The organism is Lactobacillus kitasatonis DSM 16761 = JCM 1039 (assembly GCF_000615285.1).
In the GTDB taxonomy this organism is placed as follows: domain Bacteria; phylum Bacillota; class Bacilli; order Lactobacillales; family Lactobacillaceae; genus Lactobacillus; species Lactobacillus kitasatonis.
Genome location: NZ_BALU01000008.1, coordinates 65,567 through 78,326 on the forward strand (window position 1 = coordinate 65,567; position 12,760 = coordinate 78,326).

A 12,760-nucleotide genomic window follows, 5' to 3' on the forward strand; every position below is an offset into this window, starting at 1 on the left:
ATTGTAATAAAAAGGGAATAAATAATTATCATTTACTCTCTTATATGTTTTATCAATAAATACTTTATTTACGAATAAAGAAGTGATGACGTTTTTGTTTGTAAGTAAATCCTTCACCCAAAGCCTCGTGTACTTCAAGAATTGAAACAAAGGCATTAGGATCTTCCTGCCTAATTAATTGTTTAATGGCAGGAATTTCACGGGGTGAAACTACAACATAGATTACCTTTTTTTCATCTTGTTGGTAGCCACCTAAAGCTTGGAAATAAGTGAAACCACGATCTAGCTTCAAATCGATCATTTCACCAATCTGTTTATATTTATCTGAAATAATTAAAAGCCCACGTGCACTGTAAGCACCTTGTTGAACGGTGTCCATTACTCTGGACAGGATAAATGAGGCAAGCAGCGTGTACATCATGTGTTTGATATCCAAATATGATAGTGATGCAAACAAAACTACAGCATCACAGAATAGCAACATCTTACCAGAGGATATGCCAAATTTAATCTGACAAATTCTGGCTATAATATCAGTACCACCAGAGGTACCGTTATATCTAAAAACTAGCCCCAATCCTATTCCCGAAAGTACACCAGCAGAAATTGCTGAAAGGAAGAGGTCGTGTTCTAAATCCAATTGTTTTATAATAGGAATTGAGCGCCAAAACCAAAGGAAAAAGGAAAGAGACACCGTTCCCCAGATGGTATACGCTAAAAGGCGTTTACCCATGAAGCGGTAGCCCAATAAAATAAGTGGAATGTTAAATACAAGGGTAGACAAACCCATGTTGATGCCCCAGAAGTGGCGCAAAATCAGCGATATACCACTTAAACCTCCGTCTGCTAGTTTGTTGGGTACGGAAATCATATCTAGCTTATGCCATAGATGGCGCATCCAAGTGCAATCATCAAAAGATCAATGAGCGTTGCTTTGTTGATTCTTTTCATCTTGCCTTACCTCCTTTAACTCTTTTCCTTCATTCTAACAGACCAAGAATTAAAAAGAATAAGAATTGAGATTTTATTAATGATCAGAATAGATAATTTACCAGAAATATTCGTTAAAGCAATGCCGGTCCTGCAAACGCTAGAAGATGCAGGATTTGAGGCTTATTTCGTAGGTGGATCAGTAAGAGATGTTTTACTGCATAGGCATGTCCACGATGTTGACATCACTACTAGTGCTTATCCAGAAGAAGTTAAAGAACTCTTTGATAAATCAATTGATACTGGTATCAAGCACGGAACCGTTACTGTTTTGTATGGTGGCGAAAGTTATGAAATTACTACTTTCAGAACAGAATCAGGCTATCAAGACTTTAGAAGACCTGATCATGTAACTTTTGTCCAAAATCTTGATGAGGATCTAAAAAGAAGAGACTTCACAATTAATGCTCTAGCAATGGATATGCACGGCAATATCGTTGATTTATTTAACGGTATTGAAGATTTAAAGAACCATATAATTCGTGCTGTAGGTAATCCTGAAAAGAGATTTCATGAAGATGCTTTGAGAATGATGCGTGCAGTTAGATTCATGAGTCAACTGGAATTTAAACTGGAAGAAAAAACAGAGCAAGCAATCAAGGACAATCATGAATTACTAAAAAAGATTTCAGTTGAACGTATTCGTGAAGAATTCGTCAAAATGGGCTTGGGTTCATTTTCTAGAGAAGCATTTCAAATTTTCTTGGATACGCAATTGAGTGAAGATGTACCAGACTTCGCTGGTAAAAAAGACTTATTGCAAGTTTACCCACAACTAAAATTTAGCCCAACAATGGAGACAAGTTTATGGGCAGTAATTATCATCTTGCTCAAAGTGCCTAATGAAAAAATTGGCAAGTTTATGCGTGATTGGAAGAATTCTAACGCAATGACCGAAAAAGTAGAACAGATTATTAAGATGTTCGATTTAATTGCTGATCATGTGCCAACTGATTATGATCTTTTTGAAGCTGGTGAAGACATAATTATCAATACGATTGATGTTGCTCATATTTTGGGTCAGCCGATTTCCTCAGAGGCTTTGGTAGATCGTTATCTGGCCTTACCAATTAAAAAGCCTAGTGAATTGGCAGTTGATGGTAGATTTTTAATTAAGCGAGGGATGCGTCCTGGTGCTCAATTAGGTCACACGCTTAATAAGATTAGAGAATTAGTTGTGGCTGGTGAAATCGAAAACAGCGAAGAAGCCATTGAACAATATTTAGATAATTTAGAATAAAAAAATAGATAATAAAAATGCAGCAGATTTTCTGCCGCATTTTTTTAAACGTAAAATAGTACTGAGAAGTACATCAGGATAGAACCCAGCATCACGAATAAGTGCCAAATTGTATGAATAAATGGTACGTTCCGCATGCTAAACAAAATTGCACCAACTGTGTAGGCGATACCGCCGCCAACTAATAACCAAAAACCGGTTGGACTTAAGCGATTATACAAGTATGGTCCTGACAAAATGACTAGCCATCCCATTGCAACATATAAAATCGTGTCCAAGATAACATGCTTGCCACGGTTAAAGATATAGTAGATAATACCAAAAACGGTTAGTCCCCAGATTAGTCCAAATAAGGTCCAACCCCAGGCACCGCCAATAGCAACTAGAGAATATGGAGTATAGGACCCAGCGATCAGTAAAAAGATCGAAGAGTGATCAAAAATTTGAAAAACATGCTTTGCTCGGGTAAAAATTAAGCTGTGATATAGCGTTGAAAATAGATAAAGCAGAACTAAACATGAACCGTAAATAGTGAAAGTTACGATTCTCATAGGGCTACCAGTATGAGCCGCCTTAACAATTAAGACGACTAAACCGGCAACAGATAAGCCAAAACCAATACCATGAGTGATGGCACTGAAAATATTATCCAAAAGATAATATCTGTCAGACCTATGTTCAGGTTCTGCCCAGAGTTTACTAATTTTCATCTTGCAACAATCCAATCAATCCTTTATTCTTAAGTAAATTTTTTGATACAATACATTATATATTGCTCACATTTTATCATAAAACGGGTAAATAAATTAGAATTGAAGGCGAATACGTTGTCAAAGATCAAGGTTATGACGGATTCATCCGTCCAACTAACAAAAGAAGAAATAGAAAAATATGATATTACTGTTGTACCACTAACGATAACAATTGATGGCAAATCGTATGTTGATGGAATCGATATTACTAGAAGCGATTTTGTCAAAAAGATGAATGAAGCAGAGAACCTACCTAAGACTAGTCAACCACCAATTGGTCGTTTTGTTGAAACTATTAAGAAGTTGACAGCAGATGGTAGCCAAGTAATCGGTATTTTCTTAGCTAAAGCATTAAGTGGAACAATTGATGCGGCTCGTCAGGCTGCAGAAATCGCTGAACAATCTGACAATGTTACAATCATCGATTCAGAATTGACTGATAGAGCAGAAGGCTTCCAAGTTTTAGCTGCAGCTAAAGATGCTCAAGCTGGTAAATCAATGGATGAGATCGTTGCTCACGTTGAAAAAATTAGAGATAACCAAAAATTGGAAATGATGGTTGTCAACTTGCAAAACTTGATCAAAGGTGGTCGTCTTGGTGCTCTTTCTGGTCGAATTGCTACAATGCTTAATATTCGCATTGCATTGCAAATGCCTAAGGGTGAGTTAAAAGTTGCTAAAAAGGGACGCGGTAAGAAGTTTAGTCGTGCCTTTGATAAACGAGTTTTGGAAGACATTGCCGAAAACAAAGATCATATCAAAGAAGTCGGTATTTCTTATGTTGATACGCCTGAGCCAATTCATGAATTAGCAGACAAAATCAAAGAAATTAATCCTGAGATCAATGTTTTGGTTGCTGAAACCAGTCCAATTATTGCAACTCATGCCGGTAATGGGGCCTACGCAATTTTGTATTATTTGGAGTAATGTATGGCTTATCGAGAAAGTTTTTATCGTTATTTGATGACGCAAAGGGATCCTGATTCAACAGATGAGGTAGCTCAATTTGCTAATAATGCACAACATGATTTGACTTTTCCAAAGCAAGAACAAAATTATGAGAAATTGTCAGATTATTTAGAACTTAATGCTAGTTATTTACCAAGCATGTCAATTTATGATCGTGCATATAGAATGTACGAAGATAAAATGATGTATTAAGCCCAAGCCTCAAACCCGCCTGGGCTTTTTTATTGAATGAGAAACAAAAATGAAGATAATGATTTTTATTGGGATTATTTTGTTAGCCGTGACAGCTTCTACAATGATCCAACAGCATTTTGCCAGAAAAATTTCGGTTAACTATATTGCAATGGCAATAGGGGTAGTGCTTGCAATAATTCCGCAAACTAATTCGCTTATTGAAAGTTTTAGTTCAGAAGTTTTTATGGGCTTAATTGTTGCTCCGCTTTTATTTTTTTGAAGGTCAGCTAACTAGGCTTTATAGCGTTTTAAGAAGTTGGCGTGCGATTTTAGGACTAACAGTCGTAATGATTATTCTAGCAACGACTGCCGCTGGATTTGGCATATATTTAAGTCTAGGCGTGTCTTTACCGATGTCGTTTATTTTGGCCGCAATTTCAACGCCTACTGATGCTACAGCGACAGAGTCTGTTACACATGAATTGAAATTGCCTAAAAAATGGATTTTTATTTAAAAGATGAATCGCTATTCAATGATGCGTCAGGCATTATTTTATTGAACATGGCAGTTGACTGGTATATTCATAAACAACTGCACATTGGGGCTGCAATCGGTAGTTTCTTATATTCTGCTGGTGGCGGTATCATTTTATGAGCCCTTGTTGCAGCTGCCTTAATCTTTTTACGTCAAAATGGTTTAAGATCTAAGAATCGCTTAGCAAGTGGAGTATTGATGCCAGTTGAGATTTTATTTTTGCTAACGCCATTTGTTATTTACTTTTTGGCTGAAGAGATACAGGTATCAGGTATTATTGCAGTGGTGGCAGCCGGATTAGTACATAATGTAGAATCTGAACGTAGTCGTTTAACTATTGCGGCAGTATTTTATAATAGTAAACAAATTTCACAATTGTTAACCGACATTATGAACGGTACGGTATTTATCATATTAGGCATTATTATTGTACGTTCTATGCGTGAAGACGTCTTTAATTATCAGACTATTGAAGCAATTACTAGCGGTATAATTTTATATTTGGCTAATTTGATTGTTAGATTTTTATACTGCCGTTTTTCTCTATCAATTAAAGGCAAGATTAGTACCAAAGATGCTTGGATTTTTAGCTTAGGTGGTATTCATGGTGCTGTAACATTCGCCTTGGCCTATAATTTAGGCAAAATGAGCATTAATATTGCAGATTCCATTTGATTTTAGTAAGTGAGATTACATTAATTTTGCTTAGTATAATTGTGCCTACAATTTTATTTAGATTTATGCTTGAGCCAGATAAGCCTGATTTAGATCAAAGAAAAGAAGTTGATCAGGTACGAATAAAAATGGTTCAATATGCAATGGACCAAATGGATAAAATCTATATTCCTAATAAGATTAGAAAGCAGCTGGAATTTGATTTACGTGCTCAAGTGAATCAAACTTCACTCAAAGATTTTATTAAAGAAATAAAGCATACTGCTAAGCAAAAAGAACTTCCTGATGATGTAAAAGGCTTTAGAGCAGCAGTATATAGACAAGAGCGTAACTATTTAGGAAGAATTTCGCAACAAGAAAGAGAATATAGACATGGATTTTTAGTCTTATATCGTGAAATCTTGATTGCAGAAGTTATTTTCTTAGGCGATGAAGAAATAGATTAATAATTATTATTAAAATTTAAGAGAAGAGGAAACAAATATGGCAACAATTCAATGGTATCCAGGACATATGAATAAGGCTCGTAATCAACTGGAAGATAAAATGGGTCTAATTGATGTCTTGGTAGAAGTACTGGACGCAAGAATCCCAGAAGCTTCGAGAAATCCAATGATCGAAGAATTAGTTGGTAATAAGCCACACATTATTATTTTGAATAAGGCGGATTTAGCTGATCCTGTTTTAACTAAGGAATGGGCTAAAAAATTGAGTGGACCTGACAAATACGTTTTGGCACTTGACTCATTGCATAATACAAATATGCAAAAATTAATTTCTTTAGTTAAAAAAGCAGCCTCAGAAAAGACTAAGAAATTAGAAGCACGTGGAGCTTCAAATCCTACTATTAGAATTGCTTTAGCAGGGATTCCTAACTGTGGCAAGTCAACCGTGATTAACCGTCTTGTAGGCCGTAACGTAGCCGAAGTTGGTAATAAACCAGGTGTTACTAAAGGCCAAAGATGGTTGAGAACTAGTGCAAATATTCAAGTGTTAGATACACCAGGAATTTTGTGGCCTAAGTTTTCAGATCAAGAAGTTGGCTATAAGTTAGCTGCTTTTGGTGCGATCAAGGATAGTGTCTTTCATGCCGACGATGTAGCTTTATATGTCTTAAAAAACTTGCGTGAATATTATGCAAAAGACTTAGTTAAGTTCTCTAAATTAAATGAAGACGATATTGCTAACATGTCTAATCCAGATCTTTTGTTGGCAATGACTGAAAAGTACGGTATGCGTGATGATTACGATCGCTTCTCATTGTTTATGCTGCAACGTTTGCGTAAAGGTGCTATTGGAAGGATTACACTCGACAGACCATGACAATTAAAGAAATAAAAGAACTGTTAAAAAAGGACGTCACTGAGGAACAAATTGCGGAGCTGGAAAATGATCCACGTAGTGGCGTACAAAAATTATTGGTTAGTTACCATAAAAGACAAGCTAAGCTGTTAGAAAAAAAGCAAGCTTTTGAGCAGCGTTTTTCTTATGAAAAAGAATTTTGGGCAAAGAACCAGTTGGTAGCTGGCATCGATGAAGTAGGACGTGGTCCTTTAGCTGGTCCCGTAGTTACTGCTGCAGTGATCATTGACCACGATTTTGATTTAATAGATGTCAATGATTCCAAAAAGTTAACGCCAGAGAGACGTTTGGCGCTTTATCCAAAAATCTTAGAAGAAGCTGTCAGTGTAGGTATCGGCGTTAAAAGTCCCCAAGTAATCGACCAAATCAATATTTATGAAGCCGATAGACAAGCAATGGCTCAAGCAGTAAGAGCACTTGATATAAAGCCTGATGCTTTGCTAGTTGATGCGATGAATGTTCCAGTGGATTTGCCTCAGGTAAAGTTGATTAAAGGAGATGCAAAATCCAACTCAATTGCAGCAGCTTCGATTGTGGCCAAGGTGTTTAGAGACAAATTGATGGATGATTATGATAAAATTTATCCTCAATACGGTTTTCCAAACAACGCAGGCTATGGTACTAAAGAACATATTGCAGCTTTGAAAAAATATGGTCCTACTGCTATTCATCGTAAGACTTTTGCTCCTGTCAGCGATTTTTTTGAGAAAAATTAAATCTTTAAAAAGAAAACGCTGATTTTTTGCGTAATAAACAGTGGAGGCTTTTATGAACAAGACAGAATTTTTATTGAAACTGAAACTGCAAAAAGGAATTGGTTACGTAAAACTGCTGACGATTGCTAAGCAGATGAATAGTGAGCAAGAAATCAAAGTTGAAGATATTAAAGAAATGGAATTGTCTGAGCAATTAGTGGAGGCCTGTCAAAGGGCTTTTAGGGATAAAGATCTTGATCGCTTGGTAAAACAAATTTATTGTCAGTGTGATGTGATCGGCTTCTTTGATGAAAAATATCCCGAAAAATTGCGTCAGATTTATCGTCCACCCCTTGTACTGTTTGCTCAAGGTGATATTTCACTACTTGAAAAAGAAATCGTTACGATTGTCGGCTCGCGCTATCCGACCATTTATAGTAAGCAAGTAATGGAAAAATTAGTGCCAAATTTAATTAAACAGAATATGGTCATTGCGAGTGGCTTAGCTAAAGGCGTCGATGCATTAGCCCATCACACTACTTTAAGTAATCAAGGTAGAACAATAGCAGTGATTGGCAATGGTTTAAATTATTCATATCCTAAACAAAATACTTGGTTGCAGAATCAAATTAAGCAAAGGGGCTTAGTAATTAGTGAATATTTGCCTGATACACCGCCACGTCCATATCGTTTTCCTGAGCGTAATAGAATCTTAGCCGGTCTAAGCCAAAGCGTGATTGTCACCGAGGCTAAAGAAAAATCAGGGTCACTAATTACGGCAAGTATTGCTTTACAGGAAAATCGTGATATTTATGCAGTGCCAGGTGCCATTACTAGCGAGCTTTCTGCTGGTCCCAATCAATTGATTGAAGCAGGAGCAACTCCAATCGTAAATTTCAAATTTAAAAACGGAAAGATTTGACAATTCATAAAGTATTAATTAATCTGTGGACTGTAATTATAAAATAATATTTTGATAAGGAGGCATTTAATGCCTACTAAAGCAAAGAGTAAACCAAAAACTAAAAAACGTAAGAAAACCTTGGTAATTGTGGAGTCACCTGCAAAGGCCAAGACAATTGAAAAATATTTAGGTAGAAACTATCATGTAATCGCTTCAAAAGGTCATATTCGTGATTTACCTAAATCTCAAATGGGAATTGATTTTGACGATAACTATAAGCCAAAATATATTTCTATTCGCGGTAAAGGTGACACTATTAAAGAATTAAAGAGCGAAGCTAAGAAAGCTAAAGAAGTATATCTAGCTTCCGACCCCGATCGTGAAGGGGAAGCTATTGCATGGCACGTAGCCCATGCTCTTAATTTGGATAAAAATGCCAAAAACAGAGTAACTTTCAACGAAGTTACTAAAGACGCTGTAAAAGAAAGTTTTAAACATCCTCGCACCATTGATATGGATACGGTTGATGCGCAACAAGCCCGTAGAGTTTTGGACAGAATTGTAGGTTATTCTCTTTCTCCAATTCTTTGGGCTAAGGTTAAGAAAGGCTTGAGTGCAGGTCGTGTTCAATCTGTTGCTTTAAAGCTTGTTATTGACCGTGAAAAAGAAATCAAAGATTTTAAACCACAAGAATATTGGTCAATTGATGCCGAATTTAAGAAGGGTAAAGAAAGCTTTAAGTCTGCTTTTTACGGTGTTGATGGCAAGAAGAAAGATTTGCCTAATATTGATGCGGTCAAAGAAGTTTTGGCAAAGATCGATAAGAAGAAAGACTTTGAAGTTGCCAAGGTTGTTTCAAGACAACGTCGTCGCCAACCAGCAGCTCCATTCACTACTTCTACCATGCAACAAGAGGCTAACAAGCGCTTGGGGTACAGAACTCGTAGAACTATGAGCATTGCTCAACAACTGTACGAAGGAATTAGTTTGGGTAAGCAAGGCACTGTTGGTTTGATTACCTACATGAGAACTGACTCTAAGCGTACTTCACCTGTTGCTCAACAAGAAGCTTCTAAGTTCTTGCATGAAAAATATGGTGCTGAATATGCTGCCAAAAGTCAAAGACACTTCAAGAACCAAGAAGATGCCCAAGACGCCCACGAAGCTATTCGTCCTACTAGCGTTTACAGAACACCAGAATCACTTAAGAGTGTGCTTACGACTGAACAATATCGTTTGTACAAGTTGATTTGGTCAAGATTTGTAGCTAGTGAAATGACTCCAGCTGTTTATGACACTGTTAGAGCTGACATCGTACAAAACGGTGTCATGTTTAGAACTACTGGTTCTAAGATGAAGTTTGCTGGTTTTACAAAAGTTTACGATAACCAACAAGAAAAGAATGTTGACTTGCCAGATTTAGAAGAAGGCGATAAGGTCCGAATGGCTAAGTCTGATAACAAGCAACACTTCACTCAACCACCAGCACGTTATACTGAAGCTAGTTTGGTACATGCTTTGGAAGAAAATGGTGTAGGTCGTCCATCAACTTATGCACCAACAATTGATACGATTCAACGTCGTTACTACGTCAAGCTTGAAGGTCGTTCAATCGTGCCAACAGAATTAGGCGAAATTGTTGATACCTTAATTGAACAATTCTTCCCAGATATTGCTAACGTTGACTATACTGCTCATCTTGAAGACGAACTTGACGAAGTCGAAGATGGTAAAAAGCAATGGGTTAACGTTGTCGATGAATACTACCAACCTTTCAAGAAGGAATTGAACAAGGCAGATAGTGAAATCGAAAAGGTTCAAATTAAGGATGAACCAGCTGGATTTAACTGTGATATCTGTGGTGCGCCAATGGTAATCAAGATGGGCCGTTACGGTAAGTTCTATGCTTGTTCACGCTTCCCAGATTGTCGCAATACTAAGCCAATCGTTAAAGAAATTGGTGTTATTTGTCCAAAATGTGGCAAGGGTCAAGTAGTTGAAAAGAAGTCTAGAAGAAATCGTAAATTCTACGGTTGTTCTCGTTACCCAGAATGTGACTTTGTTTCTTGGGATAAGCCAATTGGCAGAAACTGTCCAAATGATGGCCACTTCTTGGTTGAAAAGCACTCAAAGAAGGGTCCAGTAATTCTCTGTCCAAACGGCGATTATCGTGAAGATCCACAAGAAGATGAAACTGATAAGTAAAATTTAAATATAAAGAAATAAAGGTGATTTGATGCCAAAAAATGTTACTGTAATTGGAGCAGGATTAGCCGGAAGTGAAGCTACTTGGCAATTAGCTAAGCGCGGAATCCATGTTGACCTCTATGAAATGCGTCCCAAGAAAGAGACACCTGCACATGAAACTGGTGAATTTGCAGAGCTTGTTTGTACAAACTCAATGCGCTCCAACCAATTATCTAATGCGGTTGGTCTTTTAAAAGAAGAAATGCGTCATATGGATTCATTAATTATGAAGGCTGCTGATAAGACTCAAGTTCCAGCTGGTGGCGCATTGGCTGTTGACCGTGATAGTTTTAGCAAGTATGTAACTGATACACTTCGCAGTCTTGATAATGTAACTGTCCATGAAGAAGAAATTACCGAGATTCCAGAAGATGGCATTACAGTCATCGCGACTGGTCCGCTTACTAGTGATGCATTGGCTGAAAAGATTCAAGAATTTTCAGGTACCGATAGTCTTCATTTCTTTGATGCGGCTGCTCCAATTGTTGCTGCAGATTCAATTGACATGGATATTGTTTACAAGAAGTCTCGCTATGATCGTGGCGAAGCAGCTTATTTGAACTGTCCAATGACTAAGGAGCAATACGAAAAGTTTGCTCATGAATTGATTAATGCGGAAACTGCTCAACTTCATGGCTTTGAGAAGAATGACGTATTTGAGGGATGCATGCCAATCGAAGTAATGGCTGCTCGTGGTGCTAAAACAATGTTGTTTGGTCCACTAAAGCCTGTGGGTTTGGAAGATCCTCATACTGGTGAGACTCCATATGCCGTAGTTCAATTACGTCAAGATAATGCAGCTGCTTCAATGTATAACATTGTTGGTTTTCAAACTCACTTGAAGTTCGGGGAACAAAAGCGCGTATTCTCAATGATTCCAGGTCTTGAAAATGCTCGTTTCGTTCGTTACGGTAAGATGCATAGAAATACTTACATGGCTTCTCCAGACGTTTTAAATGCTAGTTATGAAGCAAAAAATAGACCAGGTTTATTCTTTGCTGGTCAAATGACAGGTGTAGAAGGCTATGTAGAAAGTGCCGGTAGTGGTTTAGTTGCCGGTGTTAATGCGGCAAGAGAAGCTTTAGACGAAGATACTGTTGCCTTTCCAAAGGACACTGCATTAGGTTCAATGGCTAATTATATAACCACTACAAGTGCTAAGAATTTCCAACCTATGAATGCTAGCTTTGCTCTTTTACCAGCTCTTGAAGGAAAGAAGATCCGTAAAAAGCGTGAGCGTCACGAAAAAATTAGTGAACGTGGCTTGGCTAGTTTAGATAAATTTAAGGCAGAAGTCTTAGACTAATGAAAAATGAAAAGGATGAACTACTAGATCAATTTATCTCCTATTTAAGGTTTGAGCGCGGTTATAGTGAAAAAACGGTAGAGTCTTATTCGACTGATTTGTACGAAGAAAAGAAGTTCTGGCAACAGAATGGCGGCTTTAATGGCTGGCAAAAGGTGACTGAACGAGATATTCAAATTTATTTGCAACATTTGGCAGATAGAAAACTTGCTCGCAGCAGCCAGGGAAGACAAATGTCGAGTTTGCATTCGTTTTATCGCTTTTTAATTAAAAGACGGATTATCAAAATTGATCCGACTCAGACGATTGTCGTCAGACGTGGTGAAAAAAAGTTGCCGCAATTTTTTTACCAGCCTGAAATAAAGCAGGTGTTTGATTCTTTGCAAGGAGATAAGCCGTTAACGGTTCGTAATTTGGCCTTGTTTGAATTATTTTATGCGACGGGAATGCGAGTTAGCGAAGTTAGCGGCTTGACTTTAAAACAAATCGATTTAGACTTGAATACAATTTTAGTTCACGGAAAAGGTAACAAGGATCGTTATGTTGCCTTTGATGATCGGGCTAAAAACTCCCTGCTTAATTATTTGAATAATGCTCGTCCATGCTTATTGAAGGATAAAGATGAACAACATGTTTTCTTAAGTAATCAAGGGAAAGCAATCAGCGTTCGCGGAATTCAATATGTCATGCAAAAAACTTTTAATCAAGCAGGGATAAGTGGTAAAGTACATCCACATGAGCTTCGTCACACGTTTGCGACAGCAATGTTAAATAATGGTGCAGATATGCGTAGTGTGCAAGAATTGTTAGGACACAGTAGTTTATCTGCTACTCAGATTTATACGCATGTGACAATGGCTCATTTAAAATCAGATTATGAAAAATATTTTCCTCGTAATGAAGAAAGTTGA

General features: G+C 37.3%; 10 protein-coding genes and 2 pseudogenes. 10 read left to right on the plus strand and 2 right to left on the minus strand.

What is annotated here, in order from left to right; all coding sequences use genetic code 11:
* Window positions 1-64: 64 nt before the first annotated feature.
* Window positions 65-951 (minus strand): annotated as a pseudogene (locus JCM1039_RS10965) (YitT family protein).
* 79 nt (window positions 952-1,030) lie between these two features.
* Between JCM1039_RS10965 and JCM1039_RS06405 the strand changes: the two are divergent.
* Entirely contained in the window at window positions 1,031-2,230 is a 1,200-nt protein-coding gene (locus JCM1039_RS06405) for a CCA tRNA nucleotidyltransferase (protein WP_025015126.1), read from the plus strand.
* A gap of 44 nt (window positions 2,231-2,274) precedes the next feature.
* Here JCM1039_RS06405 and trhA read toward each other — a convergent pair whose 3' ends face one another.
* Entirely contained in the window at window positions 2,275-2,940 is a 666-nt protein-coding gene (trhA, locus tag JCM1039_RS06410; RefSeq protein ID WP_025015127.1) for a PAQR family membrane homeostasis protein TrhA, read from the minus strand.
* A gap of 117 nt (window positions 2,941-3,057) precedes the next feature.
* Here trhA and fakB point away from each other — a divergent pair, with 117 nt between their 5' ends.
* From fakB to xerC, 9 genes and pseudogenes are all read left to right on the plus strand, one after another.
* Window positions 3,058-3,909 carry a DegV family protein gene (gene fakB / locus JCM1039_RS06415; protein WP_025015128.1) on the plus strand — a complete coding sequence of 284 codons (852 nt, stop codon included), beginning with the start codon at window positions 3,058-3,060 and terminating at the stop codon, window positions 3,907-3,909.
* A 3-nt stretch (window positions 3,910-3,912) separates the two neighbouring features.
* Window positions 3,913-4,143 carry a YozE family protein gene (locus JCM1039_RS06420; protein ID WP_025015129.1) on the plus strand — a complete coding sequence of 77 codons (231 nt, stop codon included), beginning with the start codon at window positions 3,913-3,915 and terminating at the stop codon, window positions 4,141-4,143.
* A gap of 49 nt (window positions 4,144-4,192) precedes the next feature.
* Window positions 4,193-5,781 (plus strand): annotated as a pseudogene (locus tag JCM1039_RS12930) (cation:proton antiporter).
* 37 nt (window positions 5,782-5,818) lie between these two features.
* Entirely contained in the window at window positions 5,819-6,658 is an 840-nt protein-coding gene (ylqF, locus tag JCM1039_RS06440) for a ribosome biogenesis GTPase YlqF (protein ID WP_025015130.1), read from the plus strand.
* Window positions 6,655-7,413 carry a ribonuclease HII gene (gene rnhB / locus JCM1039_RS06445; protein ID WP_025015131.1) on the plus strand — a complete coding sequence of 253 codons (759 nt, stop codon included), beginning with the start codon at window positions 6,655-6,657 and terminating at the stop codon, window positions 7,411-7,413. Before ylqF ends, rnhB begins: the two co-directional genes overlap by 4 nt.
* A 52-nt stretch (window positions 7,414-7,465) precedes the next feature.
* Window positions 7,466-8,314, plus strand: coding sequence for a DNA-processing protein DprA (gene dprA, locus JCM1039_RS06450; RefSeq protein WP_025015132.1), 849 nt, complete (start codon window positions 7,466-7,468; stop codon window positions 8,312-8,314).
* Between the two features lie 69 nt (window positions 8,315-8,383).
* Window positions 8,384-10,501 (plus strand): type I DNA topoisomerase, encoded by a 2,118-nt coding sequence (gene topA / locus JCM1039_RS06455; protein WP_025015133.1) that lies wholly within the window; start codon window positions 8,384-8,386, stop codon window positions 10,499-10,501.
* 31 nt (window positions 10,502-10,532) lie between these two features.
* Complete coding sequence (trmFO, locus tag JCM1039_RS06460) at window positions 10,533-11,849, plus strand: methylenetetrahydrofolate--tRNA-(uracil(54)-C(5))-methyltransferase (FADH(2)-oxidizing) TrmFO (RefSeq protein WP_025015134.1); 1,317 nt, start codon at window positions 10,533-10,535, stop codon at window positions 11,847-11,849.
* Window positions 11,849-12,760, plus strand: coding sequence for a tyrosine recombinase XerC (gene xerC / locus JCM1039_RS06465; protein WP_025015135.1), 912 nt, complete (start codon window positions 11,849-11,851; stop codon window positions 12,758-12,760). The genes trmFO and xerC overlap by 1 nt, the downstream gene beginning before the upstream one ends.